This is a genomic window from Cutibacterium sp. 37298 (genome assembly GCF_023838685.1).
GTDB lineage: Bacteria > Actinomycetota > Actinomycetes > Propionibacteriales > Propionibacteriaceae > Cutibacterium > Cutibacterium acnes.
Genome location: NZ_JAJNRJ010000002.1, coordinates 265,049 through 288,019, shown reverse-complemented (window position 1 = coordinate 288,019; position 22,971 = coordinate 265,049). Strand labels below are relative to the sequence as shown.

The window sequence follows — 22,971 nt, the reverse complement described above, 5'->3', positions numbered from 1 at the left end:
AACTGCTGGGATGAACGATAATGAGGAGGATCTCGACTCGACGATTCGCCACGCCAAAGCGCTGACGTGGGTGTGCGTGGCACTCTTTGTGGTGCTCGATGTCATCGGTCTTACGGCACCTAGCCAGAGTGATCCACGATTCGTCCTGGGGGCCTTTGGTGGGGCCGCGTCCTTCTTGGGTATCATTGGCGCGGGTGTCTGGTGGGCCTCCTTGGCCTCCCAGCGGAGGGCCCGTGCCTTGGACGACCGTCTCGATCGTGAACTCGACATCGAGGACGATGCCAGGGGCAATGACCGGCGTGAGCCGCCGGCCGTCTAGTCTGTCGCCATGATCGACGATATCCGACGCAGAACCGTACTGGGTGCATCGATGACAGCGATTGTCACCGCACCTTTGGCAGATCGGACATTACAGGCGTTCGGATCTGACACTCAGGGCCTGACGATTCACCTCATAGGCGCCCCGGCAACGAGTCGGGTGGAAGTCCGAGGTCTCGACGGTCGCATCCGTCGATTCTCTACCCGTCCGGAGGCCTTGTCTCGGATTGCTAGCGTGAATGTCCCGTCACGCAGGTTCGCGGTGCGCATGGATTCAGGACGCTGGCGGTGGCTAGTCAGAGGCGATGCTAACCAGGTGTGGATCATGTGTGACGGCGACCATGAGGATCCCGCCACCTATCGCTCTGCTCTCCCGGTCCCGTCCGAAGGAGTGCGAGTGATGTCCGGGCGGTATTGGATCAGCGTCGACTGGTTGGCGAAGACCGCCGGTTGGCCTCTGTCGAGGGGGGCAGTTCCATTCGACGGACTGTCTAGTGTTCCGTCAGACCTGCTGTCGGTGCGACGCGGTGGCGACGTCGAGACTTTCGACACTCGCCGCAATCTTCATGCCCGCAACTTCGAGGAGAAGTTTTTCCACGACGAGCCCAACCTCATGATCCAGCCAGTCGATGGGATGGTCGTTGGTGGACAGTACTGGCTTACCGTCGGTGTCGTGCGGCGGCTGTGGGATGTCAGGTTGGTTAGGGTCGGCCGTCAACTCGTCGCCTTGGAGCGGATGCATGTTGGTTTTGATGTGCTTCGCACCAGCCGGGACGTCGGTGCTCTGGGATTTGATCAGTCTAAGTTGGCCAGGGTCGGCTCTTGGATCGACGATCAGGTCAAGGCCGGGTTCTCCGGAACGAGTGTGCTGGTCTGCCGTCATGGCCAGATTGCCTGGCGTCATCATGCCGGTCAGGCCCTCAAGTACTCCACCGAGGTCATTGACCACACGGTGCATAAGGCGCGACTGCTACCCCCTGCCGAACAGATTCCCGTGACAGCTACGACTCGTTTCGACATCGCCTCGAACACCAAAATGTATGCGGTCAACCTGGCCTTGCAGATGCTTGTGGGGCAGGGGCGGATCGACCTGTCGCGTCAGGTGTGTACCTTTCCCGGTTGGGAGGCTTTCCGGGACGAGTCGACGGTCTACACCGGCTCGTGGACGGTTGGGGGTCCCGGCGGTATCAAAAACCCATTCACTGGCAAGAAGACCATCCGGCTGGTCGACCTCATGCACCATCGAGGTGGGCTCGTTCCGGATCCGCAATATCCCAACGCGACAGTGGCAGGCGAGTTATACCTGCAGAACCTCGACGACATCTCGAACCGTACCGACGTGATCGACCGGATCTGCCGTACACCTCTCATGTATGCACCGCACACCGAGCGGGCGTATAGCGACGTCGACTATATGATCCTTGGCCTGATCGTCGAGCAGGTCGTCGGTAAACGCCTCGACGAATATCTCCAAGAGGGCGTTTATCGGCGCCTGGGGCTCGAGCGGACTGAATTCCGGCCACTTGACGTCAGCACGCCCCCCGACTTCATTGCCGCGACCGAGCTGAACGGTAACACCCGGGACGGCAATGTCGACTTCGGCACTCGTCCTGACGGCAGTCCGGTGTTCATCCGTACCCAGACTATTTGTGGGCAGGTCCAGGACGAGAAAGCTTTTTACACCATGTCGGGGGTGTCGGGGCATGCAGGGCTGTTCTCCACCGCTGACGATCTGGGGGTGCTGCTGCAGTTGATGTCCAACGAGGGCATGTATCAGGGCCGTGAGTACTTCCCGGCCGATGTGCAGCGTCGGTTTCTCACTCCTGATGGTGATAGCGAGACTTACGGGCTGGGTTGGAGAACGAACGGGTACTACTACTTCCATGGCGGGCCAAGCAAGGCAGCCTTCGGGCACACCGGCTGGACCGGGACAATCACAATGGTCGATCCGATACGTGACATCCAGATCGTGCTGTTGACTAATATGCGTCACAGCCCGGTCGTCGAGCCACCGAACGAGTTTGCCACTGGGGCCTTCCCGCTTGCGCACTATGTGGGGCTCATCTCTCGAGTGTATTCGGCATTGGCTGAGGACGAGAGGGTGACGGACGTCGATGCGCTGTGACCGGAGCGTGCCGCTTTCTCGCCAACTAGGACACATTGGCCTCGTGTTATTCCCCGTCGTCGCAGCAGTCGATAGACCATCTTCTTGGATACGGGAGCATGATCCCGGACGTGACTTCAGCCCCTAGCAATGAGGCCGGAGCAACAGTAGTGCAATTCAATTACTGTGTATCAGATCATCACTTCAGTTCGGGACGGGTTGAAGTGTCAGGGCTGTCAACCACGTCTCCTTCAATGATGGTGTTGCGGGGGTTGCGACGCATCGCCAGCGAGATAGAGCTTGTGATCTTGCGGATTCCTATGGCAATGGCAAGGTTAGCAACGCCATAGAGCAGTACCCCGAGCGCTAGCAGCCAGCTCATGGCCACTACGCCGAATCCAGGATGAACGAGGATGACGATGCCCAGGACGAATAGACTGATGCCACCGCCAAACATCCAGCCCCATGCTTTCTGCGTGACGAGTCTCAAGGGCAGGGCAAAACTGGTAGCAAACACGCCCAGGAGCACCAGCCACACTCCCATGAAGATGGCAATGACGTGCAAGGAGAATCCAGGATGAATGATGAGGATCACGCCAATGATAATGCCGATGATGCCCCAGCCCTTCATGAATCCGGTGCCGGCCATGCCATGGAGGGCCTGGGCATTGACAAGGGTCATGATGGAGTCGATGATGGCGTAGATACCGACGATGATCACAAGGGCAGTCATCGTCTGGCGGGACCAGAGCAGGGCCACCACTGCGGCAACGATTGCGAGGATCCCCTTGGTGAACGGAATCCACCAGATCGACTTCCAGGTCTTGCTGAGGGTCTGTGACGACATGCGTTAAGTCTACGTGAGGGACTTTCTGTGCGTGCTTACCGCGGTGCGCGTACTACTCAGGAGGGTCTCGAGGTCATCCATGCACAGCTGGGCGACGCGCGCGAAAAGAAAGTCCACAACGGCTAGCTGTGCCATCCGACTGGACATCGCACCTGCGCGAACCTGTGTTTCGCGTGCTGAAGTGACGAGGACGTGGTCGGCAAGCCGTCCGACGGGAGAATCAGGTAGGCCTGTCATAGCGACGGTAGTAGCGCCGTGCTTTTGCGCCACGGTGAGAGCCTCAACGACTTCTTGGGTGTTACCGCTAAAAGAGATTCCTAAGGCTACGCAGGGACGTTTACACAATGCGGCATGAACAAGCTGCATATGGGTGTCTTGATGATGCTGGCAGACAAGGCCAATGCGTTCCAGTTTCTCAGATAGGTCGCTTGCGACAAGACCGCTGGATCCGACCCCGAAAAGCGCAGTCCGCGGGGCAATCGAGATAGCGCTGGCGACAGCCTCAAGCTCGTCGGCGTCAACGGCCCGCGCAGTATTCTCAATCGTGCGAGCCTCATGGAACGCGATCTTCGTGATCATTTGGGTTAGAGAGTCGTCGAGAGTAATAGTGCCCTCAGCCACTGAGGACCTCTCTAGCTCGAGGGTACGTCGAGATAAGTCGCGCGCAAGCTCGGTGCGAAGCTCCCGATAACCACTCATCCCAAGGGCTCGGCAAAAGCGCACGACAGTCGCGGGGGATACGCCGGCAGCCTCAGCGAGTTGGCTCGTTGAAGCAGCTAGTGTCCAGTCGGGCTTGGCCAGTATGACGGCGGCAACCTGGGCCTCTGCAGGACGCATGGTCGTTCTGGCCATATCGATCCGAGGCAGCAGGCTGTCATCCATGTGAAACATCCTTCCACTAAAGTTGGATTTTGTGTACAATCATTTCACGTCGTGGGGGCGGCGCGTTTCGTGGTGTGTCATCGCAGATATGGAACCACAAAGTCTTGATTCGGGGAGGAGATTCCATGGACAGTCTGACGAATCTTGCAACGACTGAGGGAAGGAACCCGGCCAGCGAAAAACTCGACCAGTTGCCGACCCTCGACGTGCTCCGCCTCATGAATGACGAGGATCACCGCGTCCCGGATGCTATCGCGTCTCAACTTCCAGCCATCGCCGCCGTCGTGGAGGCTGCAGTGAAGGGTCTGTCGGCCGGAGGCCGTTTGATCTATGCCGGTGCCGGAACGAGTGGGCGTTTAGGGGTCCTCGATGCGGTGGAATGCCCACCGACGTTTAGCACCAACCCCACGATGGTCGTCGGCCTCATCGCAGGTGGACAGCAGGCGATGTTTCAGGCTGTGGAGGGAGCTGAAGACGATGCGGATCGTGGCGCTGAGGAGTTGAACGTGCTTCAGCCAGGACCCCACGACGTCGTCGTCGGTCTGGCAGCCTCAGGACGAACTCCTTGGGTTGTAGGCGTGGTGCGCGCTGCGAAGCGAGCTGGGGCGGTGACGGCTTCAGTGTGTTGCAACCATCGTGCGGTCATCAGCAGCGAGGTAGACCTTCCGGTGGAAATCGACGCTGGCCCTGAGGTTCTCACCGGATCGACCCGCCTTAAAGCAGGGACCGTGCAGAAGCTGGTCCTCAACATGATCTCCACGGCGACCATGGTCGGCTTAGGTAAAACATACGGCAACCTTATGGTTGACGTCTCTCCGAGCAACGAGAAGCTACGGCAGCGGGCCATGTCCATTGTCATGGCTGCCACGGGATGCTCTTGTGATGATGCCATCACGGCGTTACACGAGGCTGGCGGACATGCCAAGACGGCCATTGTCATGGTGCTGTTGGGGATGACTGCGACTCAAGCTCGAGCCCGACTGGCTGAAGTGGGCGGCGTAGTCCGGGTAGCCGTCGATGAGAACCACCTTCGCCTGTGAATCTTCCAGGGAGGAAGTCATGGACTATCACTTGCTTGCACGAGAAATACTCGATCTTGTTGGAGGGCCCGACAATATCGAGTCTTTTACCAATTGCATGACGCGGCTGCGTCTCAACCTCATCCGGCCCCAGACTGCTGATGCTGAGGCCATCAATGGGCTGGCTGGGGTCCTTGGAGTCGTCGAGGGTAAGCAGCTGCAAGTCGTCGTCGGGCCTGGTCACGCGGAAAGATTACGGTCAGCATTCGGTGAGGTCATGGGGTCGGCGGATTCTGCTTCTGCCACCGACACAGACGCGACGACTCAAGTCACGCCGCCTGGCACCGCAAAGCGAGGTGTGGACTCTGCAGTGGTCGAGACAGAGCCGAGTCCAGTCCTGGAAGGTGATACAGATATAGCCGTTCGGACCAAGAAGATGGTCCGAGGCACGCAAACATCTAGGGTGCAAGCGATGTTCCGTCACGTCGGGAACATTTTCGTCCCGATCATTCCAGGGTTCATCGCCTGTGGGCTAGTGACCGCAATCTGCGGGATTTGGAAGACAATTGACCCCACGGTTGCCAATGACGGGTGGTTCCTGGTTTTAGTTGGTCTGGGAGGGATCGTTATTGCCTCGCTCAACTTCATCGTCGGCCACAACACAGCTCAAGAATGTGGTGGCAGCCCGGTGCTAGGCCTCATCGCGGGCGGGGTTCCATATATGCCCGCTCTGGCGGGTACGGCAGCAACCGACAAGACGGCAGCTATCCCGCTGACGATCCCAATATTCGGGGAGCTTCAACCCGGACTGGGAGGTGTCATCGGCGTCATGATCACCGCCTGGCTGTTCACCGTCATCGAAAGGCGGTTGAGAAAGGTTATCCCGGCGGCTATGGAACTTTTTCTTGTGCCGGTTGTAACTTTGCTCCTCGGCGCCGCAGCGTCAATCTTTGTGATCATGCCGTTGTCATCCTTGCTGATGAAGGGCCTCACATGGCTGCTCGTTGACTTCGCCCTTGCTAAAGGTGGAATCATCGGCGGATTTATCCTCGCAACCTTCTTCTTGCCTATGGTGATGTTGGGCATTCATCAGGGACTGACCCCAATTCATGCTCAACTCATCGCCAATCATGGTTTTACCGAACTATTACCCATTCTTGCGATGGCTGGTGCGGCTCAGGTGGGAATGGCCATTGCCGTTCTTATGAAAACCAGGAATCCGAAACTGCGGTCCGTGATTAAGAGCGCGCTACCAATTGGCATCCTTGGTGTGGGCGAACCCCTCATTTACGGGGTCTCGTTACCGTTGCTATACCCCTTCCTCACCGCGTGTCTTGGTGGTGGCTTCGGAGGTGCCTTTATAGCGTGGGGGATGCAGAACTCCGGAACGTTTGGCTCCCAGGCCTTTGGCCTGTCGGGCTTACTCATGGCACCGGTGATTTCGGCCGGCAAGTGGGGCTGGTATCTCGGTGGCTGGCTTATTTCAGTAATCATGGGAGCTGTGCTCACTTACCTGTTCGGTTTCAAGGATTCCATGGCCGAACGCATTATGGACTGATCGATGATGCGGTCCGTATATCTGACCAACGAGAGTTGTGGCCTCGTTGCTCGCCAGGCTGCTTCGCACAGCAAGGTCATATTCGCTTCGCTACAGATGCCTGAAGCCGAGTACGCGAAATTCTTCACTCTGGTCGGTCTGAAGCGTGTCGGATGTCGTACTTCCTGCCCACGTCCTGGCGTTGAAATCACCAGTAGGTGGTGCTTGGAACGACCGCGATTGTTCACAGATCGCGGTCTTCTGGTGGCTTTTATTCTCGCAGAGAAGGGACTGCGAGCTCCGCTACGTCGTGGCTTACCGAATTTAGAGTACGAGCGGTATGGCAACGCGTGGGTCATCGTATTACACCGTACGAGAGCGGCGGTGACTTTGACGGAAGAAGAGCTGCCCAATGAGACCCGTGGCTGTGATGACGAGAAAGAGCAGGATTATGTGTTTCTTGGGAGTTGACATTGGCGGAACGAGTGTGAGATCCCTCGTTACTGATGCGAGCGGGAAAATACTGGGTTATCAACGTATTGCGCGCGTCAGTTGCGAATCTTTGTGGCAGGCTATCAATGACTGTCTAGGCGCGGTGTTGGCCCAATCTTCGGTTGTGCATGTGGAAGCCGCTGTCGTCGGAGCCGCAGGCGCGGGTCCGGCTGGGAATCAGTACGTCTGTCGGAGTGTCGAGAAGGCATTTGGCGCCGTAGGCCTAGATGTCACCCCTCAGGTGGTGACTGACATTGAGATTGCCTACTGGTCTGCCGCAGCTTTGGGGGACGGCTCCATTCTCGTAGCCGGGACCGGGGCGATAGCCGGTCGCTTCTCGGAATGGCGCTGTGTCGATCGCCGAGATGGAGCTGGGTGGTTGTTGGGGGATCATGGTTCCGGCTACTGGATTGGCAGAAAAGCCTTGCGAGCTGCGGCGGCGGACCTTGACCGGCGAGGCCCGAGTACCGCTATCACGCGTGGGGTTGTCGAGGCGCTTGGATTGTCTCATGGATGTACCGTTCAGGATCTCATTGGTCAGACGAAGGAGCTTCGACCGGCAGACGTTGCAAGCTTTGCTCAAATCGTATTGTCCGCTCAAGACGACAAGATCGCTTCGATCATCCTGGCTGCCGGGGCATCGGAGCTGGTGACGACCGTGAGAAGTGTTGGTGCTGAGCACGTCATCCTGGCAGGAGGTTTGCTCGCGCCGAGCACAAGTCACAAATACCAACGACCTAACACGTTGCGGGCAATGGTGGAGGACTCGCTGGGCGGGTGCACATATGCGAGCCACCCGGTGGTCGGGGCATGCTGGGCGGCCGGGCGCTTACGAGGTGTCGAGCTGCACAACGTCGATATGATGAATGCATTAGAGATTTGTTCGGATTCCAGGAGACGATGATAATGGATACTGGCAGGTTAATCACTCGCAGGACCGTAATGTCGGCAACGTGCGTCGCGACGGTGGCCGCGATGATGAGTCCTGCTCCCACAGCAGAGGCTAAGGCCGACCTAGCAAGGCCGAGGGTCATGTGGCAGCAGTGTGTTGAGCGCGCGTTACAGTGCTTTCCTACTGGCGGCGGCTACCACACCGGCAGAAATATTCCGCCTGGCTTTCGACAAACCGCGTGGACAGGATTGGACCGTGCGGTTCGGGTCACGGCGACTGGCGTTTGCGTGGACCCTTACCTTGCGACGCCGTCGTTTTGCTCCTCGGCCACCTATCTTCTGCTGTTAAAGAGCCTTGAACTATACGAGAAAACCTGCGGCGTCATGCCGCCCAGGCAGGAGTGGGAATACCTGAAGCCTTACACGGTGGACAACAGGCCCTACCCGATCCAGAACGATGGAGTCGGAGCGTGGGGGCGTGCAAATGCCAACGGACCGGGCGTGGCTGAATTGGCCCATGAATTGAAAATTGGTACCAACCTGTATATCGGTACTACGGGCGAATATGCGGACCCCGGAGATCGCAACGAGATGTTCGCGAGTATCCGCAGGTACGATTTCATGAAAATATTCTGGAATGACGAAATCGGAAAGGATGAACGTGGCCACATGGTGGTTGTCTTAGGGCGGTCGAGTCACAGTAACTGTTCCAGACATAGGGTGGGAACTGTGCGCTATTGGTCATCCAATGGATCGCACACCGACATCAATGGCGGTTATGGAATTAAGTGTGTCTCCGAAGACAAGATCCATCGCGCTGTCGTAACGCGAGTCGACCGACCTTGGAACGTGTGGAACACCGAGGTGATGGGCCCCACTGACGTCTGTGTGCCGTTGGCAGGAATTGCTGCCGACAGGAATATGACTCCGGACGAGTTGAAGCAGTTGGTCGAGGCTAAGAGTTGTTGGCCTAGACGGTTTAGCGGATCGCACGGTGTTCATGAGAGGTATGTGAGATGAAGCGCATTCTGTGGGGTGGGGCTACCGCGGCCAGTCAATATGAAGGCGGATTCTACGATGGAAAGGGAATGGACACCCAAGACTGTCGTCGATGGATTCCACGGCTATCGAATGATACCGTACAAACTCGTCTCCTCACCGAGGCTGACGTTCGAAACGCAAAGAATTCCCGTTCTGACGACTGCCGGTTCCCGTTCCGTATGGGCTCGCGGGGTTACGAATACTGGGAGTCAGACTTGCATTACATTACCAGTCTTGGCCTAGATGTATATCGTCTTTCGATTAGCTGGGCCCGTCTATTTCCCACTGGTTTCGAGGACCAGCCCAATCCGGAAGGCGTGATGTACTATGACCGGATTATTCGCACCCTTGCACATGCTGGAATTAAAGTCTTCATTACGATCAATCACTATGCGATGCCGATTGCTATCGTTGGCAAATACGGAGGTTGGCGACATCGTGACGTCATCGATCTGTACCTTAAGATGGCGAAATTTGTCGTCTATCGCTGGCAAGAAAATGTAGACTATTGGCTTCCCATAAATGAGATTAATTCCGGATATTTCAGTCCTTATAATGGACTCGGAATAATAGGATCCATCGATCACTCTTATGATTATCAGGCAGTCTTTAATGGTCTTCATTACCAAATGATAGCAAGCGCCCTAATAACAAAATACGGTCGCGATATCGGAGTACGAGGAAAATTCGTGTGCATGGTGAGCTGTTTCGATTACTATGCGCTCCATCCCACACCTGAGGACAACATGAAGCTCGTTCACGACGAGCAGATCAATCAGTGGTGGTGTGCGGATGTACTTGCAACAGGTGAATACGGGTATTACACAGAGAAGTTCTTAGCCGACCACGGGGTAGTACTCGACGTCACGGACAAGGACCGTGGCATACTCAGGTCGAATACCTGTGATGTCGTGTCATTTTCGTACTATTCATCGTCGATTTGTAGTGTCGACGAAAAACGTGAACAAGTCCCCGGAAACCTGGTACCAACATTGAGAAACCCTAGTTTAGAAGCTACCGAGTGGGGATGGCAGATAGACCCGATGGGTTTGAGGATTGCGGCTCACAAGGTTTACGACCGGTACCGGAAGCCCATAATGGTTGCTGAGAATGGATTAGGTGCACGGGATAATATCGACTCTGATGGACGTATCCACGATGACTATAGAATATCATATCTCGAGCGCCATATGGAACAGGCTGAGCTTGCCGTGCGGGAGGGTGTAGGTATAGAAGCATATTTCGTTTGGGGCATCATTGACATCGTCAGTGCCGGTAGTTGCGAAATGGAGAAAAGGTACGGTGTCGTCTATGTAGACGCAGACAATGAAGGGCGGGGAACTTATAAACGGTTGCCGAAAGATAGTTTCTATTGGTATCGCGACTTCATCGCCTCTCATAGGTGATTGATACACAATCAAGGAGGATTGGTCATGTCTAATGTTTTACTGGTTTGCTCTGGTGGTATGTCGAGTGGGGTCGTTCTCAAGAATTTGGAGAAGGAATTCCAGAAGCTGGGCGAGCCGCTCCAGGCTAAGGCTGTCGGGTCAGGGCAGGCGCAGGACGAAATATCGACAGGGGAATGGGATCTCGTTTTGGTCGCTCCCCAGGTGCGAAATAGATTGAAGACTTTTCAACAGTACGTCGATCGACGTGGGATCCCGATTTGCGCGATTCCTCCGGTTGCCTACGGTCCGCTTGGCGGTTCAGAACTGGTAAAGACTGTCAAAGAACATCTCGGGTGATCGCCATGGAGAAGTTCTTTAACTTCTTGGATAGGAGAGTGGCTGCTCCGATGTCGATGATATCGGAGCAGCGACATATCCGGGCTATTCGCGACGGTGTAATTTCCGCTATCCCCTTCATCATCGCCGGCAGCTTAATTCTTATTATAGCAGCTCCGCCGGTCCCTGAAACGTCAGGATTTGCTATGTGGGTGAAGGACCACGCGGACCAGATTCTCATTCCATACCGTATGACGTTCGGGATCATGTCCCTATATGTATGCTTCGGAGTCGGTTCAAGTCTTGCTCGTAGTTATGATCTCGATGGCCTTGCTGGTGGCCAACTTGGTGTCGCTGCATTTCTACTTAGCCTGACCCCAAAGACGTTTGGAGATGGAATCTACGTCGCACTTGAGAGTCTAGGCTCAAGAGGGCTATTCCCTGCGATGATCTTAGCACTGCTGGCCGTTGAAGTGATGCGCATCTGTTATAAGCATAACTTGACATTCAGGATGCCAGAACAGGTTCCTGAGTCCGTCAGCCGATCTTTCGGTGCCGTCGTTCCGGCCTTCATTATCATGGGTATAATGACCCTCATATCTGTGGTTTTTAAGATCGACATCGTCGAGGTTGTGCAGCAGGGTCTTTCACCTCTAGTTAAAGCTGGCGATTCGTTACCAGGAGTATTAGTACCCGCTTTCTTAGTCGTGTTTCTATAGTTCTTCGGGATCAGCGGAGATTCGGTAGCTGGATCGGTTGCCCGGCCGGTGTGGTTGCAGTATCTGAGCGACAACGCTGACGCCGTGGCTTCTGGTGTCCCGGCCCCTCACATTGCACCGGAGACGTTCTTCCAGTGGTTCGTCTCCATTGGTGGCTCTGGGGCGACTATGGGTCTAGTTATTGCCGGTTTTTTAGTTGGGAGAGCAAGGTATACCAAGTCAATCATGCGAGCGGTCGCGGTTCCTGCGTTGTTCAATATTAGTGAGCCGATCATGTTCGGTCTCCCAGTCATGATGAATCCGTTTTTTATTATACCTTTCCTCCTCGCGCCGTTGGTGCTATGCGTGGTAACTTGGTTTGCGTTTATTTGGGGTTTGTCACGTATATGGCTGTTCAGCCGCCGTGGACGTTACCCGCTCCAATAGGCGCGTTTTTGATGACGGGCGGCGACTGGCGTGCCATCGTTTTATGCCTTGTAAATATATTAATTTCTACTGCTATTTATTATCCATTTATGAGGATGTATGACAGGGATCAACTCAGAAAAGAGCAATGCGAAGAAGGTGGAGCATGACTTCATATTGTGGGAGTGACAGCCCGGATGGTGGGGCGGTGATGCCAGAGATCGAAACCGCCATTTTTACCATCATCACGAGCGCTGGTGAGGCGCGTGCGTCGCTGTATCAGGCTCTTGACAAAGCACGGGCTGGCGAGATGACTGAGAGTGAACAGTGCATGATTAGGGCGGACACACAGTTGAAGAAAGCCCATGATATGCAGACCGAGCTCATCACGCGTGATCTCAACGGCTCGCTGCCGATGTCGCTTTTACTCGTCCATGCCCAAGACCAGTTGATGACGACGATGTCAGAACAGTCTCTCATTGAGCACATGATTGGACTAATTCGAGACATAGGTATCAACGGTGGGAAGTGACTGCTCGATTATCGTAGGTTTGGAAGGTGCGGTATTCGGGTGTTTTCGCGTGGTGCCCGGTATGCTGCAGGGTGCAGAGTGCTGTGAGACGGTCCCGTGAGGTGGGTGCACTGAATGCGAGGAGGGGCTACCGGGCGACGCGGTGCGCACGTGAACTGCCGTCGTTTCGCTGTCCCTGAAGTTCCCGGGCCCTAGCTTGCTTCGGTTCCTTCATCTCGCGCGACGATTATCATCCGCCGGTTAAGAAACCGCAGCACCCTGTCAGCCAGTTCCGGGTCGACGTCGCGATACTGCTACGAGCTGATAACACGGCTTTTCAGGTGTTTGCCCAACCCAAGGTTCGGCTTACCTATTTCAGGCAGATCAGAGGTAGTGCCGCAGTAGCCAGTTCGCCCATTCGGCTGCACGTCAAGAGCACGGCGCTGCTAATACCCGGACGCAATTCCGGTGATTAGCGGGTTGGCGACCTCCCATAGGATTAATCGCGCAATACGGGTCTCACTGTCGGCTGCACGCGCGCTGGTTGGTCCGGAGTGCCGTGACTGCAATCACCCCCCCAGACGCATGAAGGTGTTCAGCAGTCTGATAAGCGGAGAAGAAGCCACGACGCCGACTTTGGCTGCGACGTCGTGGGACAGTCTGTCGACCACGTGGCGCAGGTTTCCAACGACAAGTCACAACACCCCGGCAACGGTGGTATCAAGAAAGGGCCTTGTCACGTTACCCACGCGACAGCTTCACACATCGTCTCGCCCACCTCGTACGTCAATACTTGCCGTTCGCACCAGGGGTGATTCGAGATGTCCTTGGTTCCGACTACTCTGTCTAGGTCAGCACGATCGCAAGGCACGATCCCAAGGGCTTGGGGTCGGAATGTGAAAGGAGTCCCTGTGGCCCGTTCCGACTTCGTCCACCTCCACACCCACACCGAATACTCGATGCTGGACGGCGCTGCCAGCAACGAGAAACTTTTCGCCGAGGTGGCACGTCAAGGGATGCCTGCGGTCGCGATGACCGACCACGGAAATATGTTCGGTGCCTACGAGTTCTTCCAGATTTCCAAGAAGTACGACGGGGACCAGAATCCTCTCGTTAAGCCGATCATTGGTATCGAGGCGTACGTCGCTCCGAGTACCCGCAAGTCACGAGTACAGGAATTCTGGGGGACCTCGCGTGATGCAGGAGATCCGGATGCCGAGGGCGGCAAAGACGTCTCTGGCGGCGGTCGGTACACCCATATGACGATGTGGGCGAAGGATTCCGAAGGCCTGCACAACCTTTTCCGACTCTCGTCCTTGGCGTCCTATGAGGGCTACTACATGAAACCGCGTATGGACCGCGAGCTCATGGGCCAGTACCCCGGTGGCATCATCGCCTCAACCGGCTGCCCATCGGGTGAGGTGCAGACCCGGCTGCGCCTCGGCCAGTTTGAGGAAGCTTGCCAAGCTGCATCCGATTATCGGGACATCTTTGGCCGTGAAAACTATTTTTGTGAGTTGATGGACCACGGCGTCCCAATCGAAAAGCAGGTGAGATCCGACCTGCTGAAGCTGGCCAAAAAACTAGACATTCCGTTGCTGGTCACCAACGACTCCCACTACGTCACTGAGGATCAGGCCGACGCCCACGACTCTTTGCTGTGTGTCGGTGTGGGCCGAAACAAAGATGATCCGAACCGGTTCCGGTTCAACGGTTCCGGCTACTACATCAAATCCTCGGAGCAGATGCGGGCGCTGTTCCCCGACCATCCGGAGGCCTGTGACAACACCTTGCTGCTGACCGAGATGATTGGTTCCTATGACGAGGTGTTCAAGTACGTCGACCGGATGCCGCAGTTCGATGTTCCTGAGGGGGAGACTCAGGAGTCCTGGCTGCGTAAGAAACTCCAGGAAGGACTTGACGAGAAATTCGGTCCGAACCCACCCAAAGAGGTCCTAGAGCGTCTCGAGACTGAGCTGTCGGTCATCGAACCGCTGGGATTCGCCTCGTACTTCCTCGTTGTCTCCGATATTTGCAACGCGGCACGTTCGATGGGGGTACCGGTAGGGCCCGGACGTGGTTCGGCGGCTGGTTCCCTGGTTGCCTACCTGACCGGCATTATCGCGATCAACCCGCTGGAACACGGTCTACTGTTCGAGAGGTTCCTCAACCCGGAGCGCGTCAATCCGCCCGATATCGACCTTGACTTCGACGATCGTCAGCGTGACAAGGTCATTGATTACGTCACGCACAAGTACGGGGCCGAGTACACCAGCCAGGTCAACACCTTCGGCAAGATTAAGGCGAAGGCCGCTGTGAAAGACGCTAACCGTATTCTCGGCTATCCCTTCGCCCTCGGCGACAAGATCACCAAGGCAATGCCCCCGGACGTGATGGGCAAGGGCGTTCCACTGGACAAGATCTTCGACTCCTCCCACGAGAGGTATGGCGAAGGCCAGGAGTTCCGTCAGCTGGTGGCAGATAACCCTGACGTAGCCAAGGTTGTCGAGACTGCCAAAGGCCTCGAGGGGCTGATTCGAGGCACCGGCGTGCATGCCTGCGCGTTCATCCTGTCGAGTACCCCGCTGCTTGACCTCGTGCCGATGCACAAGCGCGATAAGGACGGCATGATCATTGCCGGCTTCGCGTACCCCCAGCTCGAGGAGATGGGGCTCATGAAGATGGATTTCCTGGGCCTGCGCAACCTCGGCATCATGGATCATTGTATCAAGATCATCAAGGCCAACCGGGGGATTGATGTCGATCTCAAAAACATCGCCCTTGATGACAAGACAACCTACGAGATGCTGGCGCGCGGCGACACCCTAGGCGTCTTCCAGCTTGATGGCACGGCCATGAGGTCGTTGCTGCGGCTCATGGGTCCGACATGCTTCGACGACATTGTTGCCGTGCTAGCCCTGTATCGCCCGGGCCCTATGGGCGCTAATGCGCATATCTCTTATGCTCAGCGTAAGAACAACCGGGAACCGATCATTCCGATCCATCCCGAACTCAAGGAGGACCTCGACGAGATCCTTGCTCCCACGTACCACCTCATTGTGTACCAGGAGCAGATCATGTCGATCGCCCGAAAACTTGCCGGGTATACCCTGGGTGGCGCCGACCTGTTGCGCCGAGCGATGGGTAAGAAAAAGAAGCACATCCTGGAGGAAAACTTCATCCCCTTCCAGGCGGGTATGCGTGAACACGGTTACTCCGACGATGCCATCCAGACTTTGTGGGACGTCATGGTCCCCTTCGCTGGATACGCCTTTAACAAATCCCACGCTGCTGGCTATGGACTTGTCTCGTACTGGACGGCTTACCTCAAGGCCAACTACCCGGCTGAATACGGCGCTGCTCTGCTGACGAGCGTCGGTGACGATAAAGACAAGATGGCAATGTACCTAGCTGACATGCGCGCCCAGCACATCAACGTCCTTCCTCCCGACGTCAACGCATCCTCCCTTGAGTTCACCGCTGTCGGTGAGGACATTCGGTTCGGCCTGGGGGCCGTCCGAAATGTCGGGGCCAATGCGGTAGCTGAGATTATTCGCGCCCGGGAGGAGAACGGTCCAGCCCCCGACTTCTTCACCTTCCTCGATCAGGTTAGCTTGACAGTATGCAATAAGAGACTCATCGAGTCCCTCATTAAGGCTGGCGCTTTCGACTCTATGGGTCACTCTCGACGTGGGCTTATGGCTGTCTACGGGCAGGCCGTCGACGCCGTCATCGACATCAAGCGCAACCAAGCCAACGGTCAAGACGATCTATTCGGCATGGGGGATGATTCCCAGCCCACTCAGATGGGGGTCGAGAGGGTCGTTCCCGACGACGATTGGGATCGCAGTACCAAACTCGCCTTCGAGCGCGAGATGCTCGGTCTCTATGTGTCGGACCACCCGCTGCGTGGGCTCGAGGCTGCTCTGGAGGCCGAATCAGATATTTCGGTGGCGGAACTCGTTAATCCTGAGGGCCATCACGAGGGCCGGTATACCGTGGTCGGCATGGTCACCCAGATCGTGCGGCGTACGACTAAGAACGGTGACATTTGGGCCTCAGTAACCCTGGAGGACCTTGATGCGTCCATCACCATCGCCTGTTTCCCAAAGGTTTATCAGCGAGTGGAACCCTTGCTAGCGGTGGACAGCATCCTGAAGGTACGCGGCTTCGTCCGGGAACGCGACGAGACGGTTGAAATGTCGGCCAACGACATCTGGTTGCTTGATCTCACTGACGCTAGCAAGGCACCAATGACGATCGATATGCGTCGCGGACGCTGCACCCGTGGCACGCTTGAAGAGCTGCGCGGGGTGCTGCGCAACCATCCGGGTAGTTCCGAGGTGAGGTTGCGGCTCATTGACGGCAAAGTGACAACAACATTCCGGCTTGCCGACGAACTTAAAGTCACCCAAGGTCAGCCGCTCATGGCGGACCTCAAGGCTTTGCTTGGCCCGTCGTGCGTCCCAAGGAGGCAGCAGTGAACGAGATGACTCGCGCCCGTATGATTGCGGTCTTGCGGCTGAGCCTGCTCGTGATCGCGATGGGGGTCGTCCTTGGAGGACTGGCTGCTCCGCTATGGCACTCAATGGTGACCCTGCCGACGTACACCGTCGGCTCTGACGGTGCGGCTACGACGACGGAGAAGGGTCTCACCCAGGTCTTCTCAACTGACGCTACGTACTGTCTTATCGGTCTGGTCGTGGGACTCATCATCGGCTGTTTGAGCTGGGTTCTCATGCGGCGGCGGGGAGCCTGGGGCGTTTTAGCCGCTGGGATCTCGGCATGTCTGTCGGCTCTAGCGTGTTGGTGGGTGGGTGTTCTCATCGGCCCGGACTCTTTTGCCGAACGGATTGCTTCAGCTAAGTCTGGGGAGGTTATCCCCATCGATTTCGCCCTCCATACCTGGGTGGCAGTCCTGGTATGGCTGCTCGCTGCCATGGTGCCCATGCTCATCGCCTCCCTGCTGGCGGCCAGACGTGGCGCTTCGCGGACCGGACGCGCAAAGACGTCGACCGGGGCTTCATTAGACTAGCAATGTGCTGAGAATCGTCGATGTGACCAGTGAGACCACTGACGACCTGCGTTGCGCCGTGCCTCGCGCGGACTTCGATGTCGATGCCGCCATGGCGGCCGTCATCCCTGTCTGCTCCGCGGTGAGGGATCGTGGCGTTGAGGCGCTACGTGAGTACAGCGAGAAATTCGACCATGTGGTTCCCGAGCATCTGCGCGTTCCGGTCGAGGCTCTCGCCACGGCAGCTGCGAACCTCGACGGCACCTTGCGTCGGGCTTTCAGCGAATCTATTCGACGTCGTCGTCAGGTATGTCAGGAAGCTGAGGTGGAGACCTCGTCCCAACCGGTTGAGGTGGCAGGTGGCGCGCGGGTGAGCCAGCGCATCGTCCCGGTCGGGCGTGTAGGCCTTTACGTTCCGGGTGGGTTCGCTCCGCTGGCATCGTCGGTCATCATGAACGTCGTTCCTGCGCAGGAGGCCGGTGTCTCGTCTATCGCTGTAGCATCTCCGCCCCAGGCGGAGTTTGGTGGGTTGCCGCACCCGAGCATCTTGGCGCTGTGTCATCTACTGGGTGTCAATGAGGTCTACGCCGTTGGTGGCGCCCAGGCGATCGCCATGTTCGCTTACGGTGTTGAGGGCTCCGACGAGGCAGATTCCTGTCCGCGCGTCGACATGGTTACGGGTCCAGGCAACATCTACGTAGTCGCGGCAAAGCGCTGCCTGCGTGGCACCGTCGGCATCGATTCGGAGGCTGGGCCCACCGAAATCGCCATCCTGGCCGATGAGACTGCTGACCCGCGTCACATTGCTGCTGATCTTATGAGCCAGGCTGAGCACGACACGCTGGCTGCCGCAGTGCTTGTCACAGACTCGACCACACTGGCCGAAGCTGTGCAACGAGAACTTGCCCCGATGGTCAGTGCCACCTTACATTCCGAGCGCATTCGCACCTCGCTGACATCCAAGCAGTCGGCCATCGTCATGGTACGTGATATTGATCAGGGCCTCGAAGTGGTCAATGCGTATGCCGCCGAGCATCTCGAGATCCAGACGGCCGATGCTGCCGCAGTCGCTGCTCGGGTCTGGAACGCTGGCGCCATTTTCGTCGGCCCATGGGCGCCTGTCTCTCTTGGGGATTACTCAGCCGGATCCACTCACGTCCTTCCCACGGCAGGAGCAGCCTGCCACTCGTCTGGTCTGTCGGTGCGTTCCTTCATGCGCGCCGTCCACGTCATCGACTACACCGAGGATGCCCTACTCGAACTGGCCGATTCCGTTGAGGCTTTTGCCTTGGCGGAGAATTTGCCCGGCCATGCCAATGCCATCACTGTGAGGAGGTCACGTTGACTCAACATCGACAGACCAGCCAGCCCCGTCCGGTGGCTAAGCCGGAGCCTAACTCTATCCAGTTGGCGGATCTTCCGCTGCGCTCCGAACTTGTCGGGGCACAACCATACGGGGCTCCGCAGCTTGACGTCCCGGTACGCCTGAACGTCAACGAAAATCCGTATCCGCCATCGGAGGCGGTGCGCAAGGACATGGCCAAGGCTGTTGCCAAGGCTGCCAAGAGTCTTAACCGCTACCCCGACCGGGAAGCCACCGGCCTTCGCGAGGATCTGGCCCGATATATCGGCTTCGGTATTAGCAGCTCCCAGATATGGCCTGCTAATGGCTCCAACGAGGTTATGACCCATATTTTGCAGGCGTTTGGTGGTCCAGGACGCTCTATGCTGACCTTCACACCGACCTACTCGATGTATCCCGAGTATGCCCGCAATACTCACACGAATTACGTCACTCGTCCTCGCAACGCCTCCTGGGGACTGACAACTGACGAAATACTGTCGGCAATCGAGGAGGTCAAGCCGGATGTCGTCTTACTGACGACGCCAAATAACCCCACCGGAACCACTATCCCGGTCGCCGTCATTGACGAGGTGTGTGCTGGCACCGACACCATCGTCGTCGTTGACGAGGCATATCAGGAGTTCACAGACGCTCCGGAGGACTCCTCGATTGCTTTGCTTCCGAAGTACGGTCGGCTCATTGTGGTGCGCACCCTATCCAAGGCCTTCGCCCTGGCGGGTGGCCGACTGGGGTATGCGGTGGCCGCACCGGCCGTCGTTGACGCGCTGCAGATGGTGCGGCTGCCCTATCATCTCTCGGACGTGTCACAGGTGGTGGCGAGAGTTGCCCTCGCTCATGCCCCCGAGATGCTTGCGCGGGTCGACGAGTTGCGTGAGACCCGCGCAAACCTGGAGGACTGGCTGCAACTGCACGGGTTGGACGTCGTTTCCTCACAGTCGAACTTCGTCCTCTTCGGCAGGTTCGCTGATCGTCACGCGGTATTCCAGGCGCTGCTTGATCGCGGTGTGCTCATCCGAGAGGTCGGACCAACTGGCTACTTGCGCGTCTGCGCCGGAACCCCATGCCAGACCGACGCTTTCCGTACCGCTTTGCTTGACGTCCTTCCCACCGCTCCGCGTCTCGTCCCGGAGGAGGATCAATGACCCATCGTCGCGCTCACATTTACCGCGAGACCTCGGAATCCACTGTCGACGTCGCAATTGATCTCGATGGGGCGGGGGAGTCCACTATCTCTACCGGGGTTGGATTTTACGACCATATGCTGACGACATTGTCGAAGCATTCAGGTATCGATATGACGATCACCACTACCGGTGACGTCGAGATCGATGGTCACCACAGTATTGAAGACACGGCTATTGCTTTGGGCCAGGCTCTTGCTCAGGCCTTGGGGGATAAATGCGGTATCACGCGTTTTGGTGACGCCGTGGTTCCCCTCGACGAGGCCCTTGCCCAGTGCGTTGTTGACGTTGCTGGACGACCGTGGGTGGCGTGCTCGGGTGAGCCCGAGGGGCAGGCGTACGTTCGTATTGGTGGTTCTGGCGTGTCCTACCAGGGTTCGATGACCTACCACGTCATGCACTCCTTAGCTTTCAACGCCGGTCTGTGCGTTCACCTGCGTCTGCTGGCAGGACGCGACCCCCACCACATCTGCGAGGCCGAGTTCAAAGCGCTGGCCCGGGCGCTGAGAATTGCGATAGCACCGGATCCCCGTAATGCCGGTCGTGTCCCCAGCACTAAAGGCGCTCTCAATGTCTGATCCGGTGCGGGTCGGCATTATCGACCATGGATCAGGAAACCTTCACTCCGCTAGACGTGCGTTGCGTCAGGTAGGTGCCGAGGTGATCGTTTCCAACGACCCGAGTGCCCTACTCGATACCGACGCTCTCGTCCTCCCCGGAGTGGGAGCGTTAGCGGTGTGTATGACAGGGTTGCGGGCTATGGGCGGGGCCCGTCTTGTCCGTCAATGGGTTGACGAGGGACGACCTCTGCTGGGTATCTGCGTGGGCCACCAGATGCTTTTCGAGCGAGGACGTGAACGCGACGTTGACGTCAAGTGCCTTGGTGTTCTTCCTGGCGTCGTTGAGGAGCTGCCAGCAGAGCGACTGCCCCATATGGGGTGGAACACAGTGACACCGGCCACCGACTCAGCCTTATTCCAGGGCGTGCAAGAGAGGTTCTACTTCGTCCATTCCTATGGTGTGGTCGTTACCGGACCTCACGACCACTTCACCACTGCGACCCATCAGGGAGCCACCTTTGTCGCAGCCGCAGAGTATGGCCCGGTAACGTCCACGCAGTTCCATCCTGAAAAGTCGGGGATAGCAGGTCTCGCTTTGCTCACACGCTGGCTGAATCAGCTGAGTTGATAGCCTGATTCTGTGACCGGAGAACTCACGCTGCTTCCAGCCGTTGATGTCCAGGGCGGTCGTGCCGTCCAGCTGCAACAGGGGGTGGCCAGTTCTGAACGGGCATTTGGCGACCCTCTCGATGTCGCTCAGAAGTGGCAAGGCCTGGGAGCCCAATGGATTCACCTGGTTGATCTTGATGCTGCCTTCGGACATGGATCCAATACGAAGATCATCAGCAGCGTCGTTGAGCAGTTGGACATTAACGTTGAGGTTTCGGGGGGTATCCGAGATCAAAGGAGTCTCGAGTCCGCATTGTCCGCTGGCGCGACCCGGGTCAATATCGGTACCGCTGCCCTCGAGGACCCTCAGTGGTGTGACGAAGTAGTCGGGCGTTATGGCGAACAGGTAGCGATCGGCTTAGACGTGCGTGGCGATCAGCTGGCGGCTCGTGGATGGACGCGCGAGGGCGGAAAGGTTCTCGACGTTCTGGCGCGCTTGGAGGACGCCGGGTGTAGGCGATACGTCGTTACCGACGTCGCCAGTGATGGCATGCTAACCGGCCCTAATTACGAGCTTCTGGGGCGGATTTGCGCTCGTACCCAAGGCAAAGTTGTCGCTTCAGGTGGTATTGCCGCGCTGGAGGATTTGCGACGCCTGCGCGGTTTAGTCCCGATCGGTGTTGAGGGCGCGATCGTCGGGACGGCTCTGTACGTCGGCAATTTCACCTTGCCTGCGGCCTTGGATGTGTGCCGGGCCCCCATCCCGGCTGATTCATCGCCGATGCCTCCTACCGACTGAGCGCCGATTTATCGTGGTTTTTCTTCCTCTGATTCGTTCTCAGACGGGGAGTGTAGACTGTTCCACTGTGTGCGTAGGCTCGTCCTGCGCCGGATGCTTAGCCCCGCTGGGCCAATAACTGCGACATTCGAGGAAGGAAGACACCGTTCATGAGCGGTCACTCCAAGTGGGCCACCACCAAGCACAAGAAGGCGGCCATTGACGCCAAGCGTGGCAAGCTTTTCGCTCGCCTGATTAAGAATATTGAGGTGGCCGCCCGCCTCGGGGGTGGAGACCCGTCGGGCAACCCGACCCTCTACGACGCCATCCAGAAGGCGAAAAAGAGCTCGGTTCCTAACGACAACATCACCCGTGCTGTTAAGCGTGGGTCTGGTGAGGGCGCTGACGCCGTCAATTACGAGACGATTATGTACGAGGCCTATGGCCCCGCTGGCGTTGCCATCCTCATCGAGTGCCTGACTGACAATCGCAATCGCGCCGTTTCTGACGTCCGCGTGGCCGTTACCCGCAACGGCGGAACCATGGCTGACGGTGGTTCTGTGCAGCGTCTGTTCCAGCGCAAGGGTGTTGTCTCAGTCTCGAAGACCTACGAGGTTGAGGAGGGCCGCAAGACAGAGACCCGTGAGGTGGATGAGGACCAGCTCATGGAGGCAACCATCGATGCTGAGCCTGAGGACATCGTTGATGAGGGCGAGGTCTTTGAGATTATTTCGGATCCGAGCGCTGTTGTTGATGTCCGTAAAGCCGTCCAGGGTGCCGGTATTGATTACGACTCCGCTGAGGTGTCGTTCAAGCCAGACTTCACCCAGCGTGTCGAGCTTGAGGACGCCCGCAAGCTTTACAGGATCCTTGATGCTCTCGAAGATCTCGACGACGTCCAGAACGTGTTCTCCAACGTTGATATCCCCGCCGAGGTTGCAGCAGCTCTTGACGAGGAGGAGTGAGCATTCCA

General features: G+C 57.3%; 20 protein-coding genes and 2 pseudogenes. 20 read left to right on the top strand and 2 right to left on the bottom strand.

The annotated features are described in order from the left end of the window. The first annotated feature begins 10 nt into the window (after positions 1–10). Positions 11–319, top strand: a complete 309-nt coding sequence (locus LRP59_RS05835; RefSeq protein ID WP_002513577.1) for a hypothetical protein — start codon at positions 11–13, stop codon at positions 317–319. Between the two features lie 9 nt (positions 320–328). Continuing rightward, positions 329–2,443, top strand: a complete 2,115-nt coding sequence (gene pbp4b / locus LRP59_RS05830; protein ID WP_002513576.1) for a penicillin binding protein PBP4B — start codon at positions 329–331, stop codon at positions 2,441–2,443. A 178-nt stretch (positions 2,444–2,621) separates the two neighbouring features. Here pbp4b and LRP59_RS05825 read toward each other — a convergent pair whose 3' ends face one another. Beyond that, positions 2,622–3,269 (bottom strand): HdeD family acid-resistance protein, encoded by a 648-nt coding sequence (locus tag LRP59_RS05825; RefSeq protein WP_002513575.1) that lies wholly within the window; start codon positions 3,267–3,269, stop codon positions 2,622–2,624. Positions 3,270–3,278: 9 nt separating this feature from the next. Continuing rightward, entirely contained in the window at positions 3,279–4,160 is an 882-nt protein-coding gene (locus tag LRP59_RS05820) for a MurR/RpiR family transcriptional regulator (RefSeq protein WP_002521619.1), read from the bottom strand. Positions 4,161–4,276: 116 nt separating this feature from the next. Here LRP59_RS05820 and murQ point away from each other — a divergent pair, with 116 nt between their 5' ends. The 18 genes and pseudogenes from murQ to LRP59_RS05730 all read left to right on the top strand — a co-directional run bounded on the left by murQ (position 4,277) and on the right by LRP59_RS05730 (position 22,963). Beyond that, on the top strand, positions 4,277–5,191 hold the full coding sequence (gene murQ / locus LRP59_RS05815) for an N-acetylmuramic acid 6-phosphate etherase (RefSeq protein ID WP_148378363.1): 915 nt from the start codon (positions 4,277–4,279) through the stop codon (positions 5,189–5,191). Continuing rightward, complete coding sequence (locus LRP59_RS05810; protein ID WP_002521618.1) at positions 5,169–6,728, top strand: PTS transporter subunit EIIC; 1,560 nt, start codon at positions 5,169–5,171, stop codon at positions 6,726–6,728. The genes murQ and LRP59_RS05810 overlap by 23 nt, the downstream gene beginning before the upstream one ends. 3 nt (positions 6,729–6,731) lie before the next feature. After that, positions 6,732–7,178 (top strand): hypothetical protein, encoded by a 447-nt coding sequence (locus LRP59_RS05805; RefSeq protein ID WP_014604439.1) that lies wholly within the window; start codon positions 6,732–6,734, stop codon positions 7,176–7,178. After that, the gene (locus LRP59_RS05800) at positions 7,138–8,103 is read left to right on the top strand and encodes an N-acetylglucosamine kinase (protein WP_032496338.1); all 966 of its coding nucleotides are present in this window, start codon (positions 7,138–7,140) and stop codon (positions 8,101–8,103) included. The genes LRP59_RS05805 and LRP59_RS05800 overlap by 41 nt, the downstream gene beginning before the upstream one ends. Then, entirely contained in the window at positions 8,100–9,110 is a 1,011-nt protein-coding gene (locus LRP59_RS05795; protein ID WP_002531374.1) for a hypothetical protein, read from the top strand. Before LRP59_RS05800 ends, LRP59_RS05795 begins: the two co-directional genes overlap by 4 nt. Beyond that, positions 9,107–10,537, top strand: coding sequence for a glycoside hydrolase family 1 protein (locus LRP59_RS05790; protein WP_002513568.1), 1,431 nt, complete (start codon positions 9,107–9,109; stop codon positions 10,535–10,537). The genes LRP59_RS05795 and LRP59_RS05790 overlap by 4 nt, the downstream gene beginning before the upstream one ends. 27 nt (positions 10,538–10,564) lie before the next feature. Then, a complete protein-coding gene (locus tag LRP59_RS05785) occupies positions 10,565–10,876 on the top strand; it encodes a PTS sugar transporter subunit IIB (RefSeq protein ID WP_002513567.1) in 312 nt (103 codons plus the stop codon). Further along, positions 10,873–12,149: pseudogene (locus LRP59_RS05780) on the top strand (PTS sugar transporter subunit IIC). Before LRP59_RS05785 ends, LRP59_RS05780 begins: the two are co-directional and overlap by 4 nt. Continuing rightward, complete coding sequence (locus LRP59_RS05775; RefSeq protein ID WP_014604437.1) at positions 12,146–12,511, top strand: PTS lactose/cellobiose transporter subunit IIA; 366 nt, start codon at positions 12,146–12,148, stop codon at positions 12,509–12,511. Before LRP59_RS05780 ends, LRP59_RS05775 begins: the two are co-directional and overlap by 4 nt. A 629-nt stretch (positions 12,512–13,140) precedes the next feature. Continuing rightward, a pseudogene (locus tag LRP59_RS05770) lies at positions 13,141–13,340 on the top strand (hypothetical protein). Between the two features lie 61 nt (positions 13,341–13,401). Beyond that, entirely contained in the window at positions 13,402–16,974 is a 3,573-nt protein-coding gene (gene dnaE, locus LRP59_RS05765) for a DNA polymerase III subunit alpha (RefSeq protein WP_002521609.1), read from the top strand. Positions 16,975–16,994: 20 nt separating this feature from the next. Next, positions 16,995–17,525 (top strand): hypothetical protein, encoded by a 531-nt coding sequence (locus LRP59_RS05760; RefSeq protein ID WP_032504779.1) that lies wholly within the window; start codon positions 16,995–16,997, stop codon positions 17,523–17,525. A gap of 4 nt (positions 17,526–17,529) precedes the next feature. After that, a complete protein-coding gene (gene hisD / locus LRP59_RS05755) occupies positions 17,530–18,849 on the top strand; it encodes a histidinol dehydrogenase (RefSeq protein ID WP_002513561.1) in 1,320 nt (439 codons plus the stop codon). Between the two features lie 32 nt (positions 18,850–18,881). Then, the gene (locus tag LRP59_RS05750) at positions 18,882–20,012 is read left to right on the top strand and encodes a histidinol-phosphate transaminase (protein WP_002521607.1); all 1,131 of its coding nucleotides are present in this window, start codon (positions 18,882–18,884) and stop codon (positions 20,010–20,012) included. Beyond that, positions 20,009–20,629, top strand: a complete 621-nt coding sequence (gene hisB / locus LRP59_RS05745; protein ID WP_002513559.1) for an imidazoleglycerol-phosphate dehydratase HisB — start codon at positions 20,009–20,011, stop codon at positions 20,627–20,629. Before LRP59_RS05750 ends, hisB begins: the two co-directional genes overlap by 4 nt. Further along, a complete protein-coding gene (gene hisH, locus LRP59_RS05740) occupies positions 20,622–21,239 on the top strand; it encodes an imidazole glycerol phosphate synthase subunit HisH (protein WP_002513558.1) in 618 nt (205 codons plus the stop codon). The genes hisB and hisH overlap by 8 nt, the downstream gene beginning before the upstream one ends. A gap of 12 nt (positions 21,240–21,251) precedes the next feature. Further along, the gene (gene priA, locus LRP59_RS05735) at positions 21,252–22,019 is read left to right on the top strand and encodes a bifunctional 1-(5-phosphoribosyl)-5-((5-phosphoribosylamino)methylideneamino)imidazole-4-carboxamide isomerase/phosphoribosylanthranilate isomerase PriA (RefSeq protein ID WP_002513557.1); all 768 of its coding nucleotides are present in this window, start codon (positions 21,252–21,254) and stop codon (positions 22,017–22,019) included. A 149-nt stretch (positions 22,020–22,168) separates the two neighbouring features. Continuing rightward, the gene (locus LRP59_RS05730; protein WP_002513556.1) at positions 22,169–22,963 is read left to right on the top strand and encodes a YebC/PmpR family DNA-binding transcriptional regulator; all 795 of its coding nucleotides are present in this window, start codon (positions 22,169–22,171) and stop codon (positions 22,961–22,963) included. The last annotated feature ends 8 nt before the right edge of the window (positions 22,964–22,971 follow it).

Bases quoted from the DNA above. Each gene is read 5' to 3' on its own strand.
- LRP59_RS05835 (WP_002513577.1), top strand. From the start codon at position 11: ATGAACGATAATGAGGAGGATCTCGACTCGACGATTCGCCACGCCAAA.
- pbp4b (WP_002513576.1), top strand. From the start codon at position 329: ATGATCGACGATATCCGACGCAGAACCGTACTGGGTGCATCGATGACA.
- LRP59_RS05825 (WP_002513575.1), bottom strand. From the start codon at position 3,269: ATGTCGTCACAGACCCTCAGCAAGACCTGGAAGTCGATCTGGTGGATT.
- LRP59_RS05820 (WP_002521619.1), bottom strand. From the start codon at position 4,160: ATGTTTCACATGGATGACAGCCTGCTGCCTCGGATCGATATGGCCAGA.
- murQ (WP_148378363.1), top strand. From the start codon at position 4,277: ATGGACAGTCTGACGAATCTTGCAACGACTGAGGGAAGGAACCCGGCC.
- LRP59_RS05810 (WP_002521618.1), top strand. From the start codon at position 5,169: ATGAGAACCACCTTCGCCTGTGAATCTTCCAGGGAGGAAGTCATGGAC.
- LRP59_RS05805 (WP_014604439.1), top strand. From the start codon at position 6,732: ATGATGCGGTCCGTATATCTGACCAACGAGAGTTGTGGCCTCGTTGCT.
- LRP59_RS05800 (WP_032496338.1), top strand. From the start codon at position 7,138: ATGACGAGAAAGAGCAGGATTATGTGTTTCTTGGGAGTTGACATTGGC.
- LRP59_RS05795 (WP_002531374.1), top strand. From the start codon at position 8,100: ATGATAATGGATACTGGCAGGTTAATCACTCGCAGGACCGTAATGTCG.
- LRP59_RS05790 (WP_002513568.1), top strand. From the start codon at position 9,107: ATGAAGCGCATTCTGTGGGGTGGGGCTACCGCGGCCAGTCAATATGAA.
- LRP59_RS05785 (WP_002513567.1), top strand. From the start codon at position 10,565: ATGTCTAATGTTTTACTGGTTTGCTCTGGTGGTATGTCGAGTGGGGTC.
- LRP59_RS05775 (WP_014604437.1), top strand. From the start codon at position 12,146: ATGACTTCATATTGTGGGAGTGACAGCCCGGATGGTGGGGCGGTGATG.
- LRP59_RS05760 (WP_032504779.1), top strand. From the start codon at position 16,995: ATGATTGCGGTCTTGCGGCTGAGCCTGCTCGTGATCGCGATGGGGGTC.
- hisB (WP_002513559.1), top strand. From the start codon at position 20,009: ATGACCCATCGTCGCGCTCACATTTACCGCGAGACCTCGGAATCCACT.
- hisH (WP_002513558.1), top strand. From the start codon at position 20,622: ATGTCTGATCCGGTGCGGGTCGGCATTATCGACCATGGATCAGGAAAC.
- LRP59_RS05730 (WP_002513556.1), top strand. From the start codon at position 22,169: ATGAGCGGTCACTCCAAGTGGGCCACCACCAAGCACAAGAAGGCGGCC.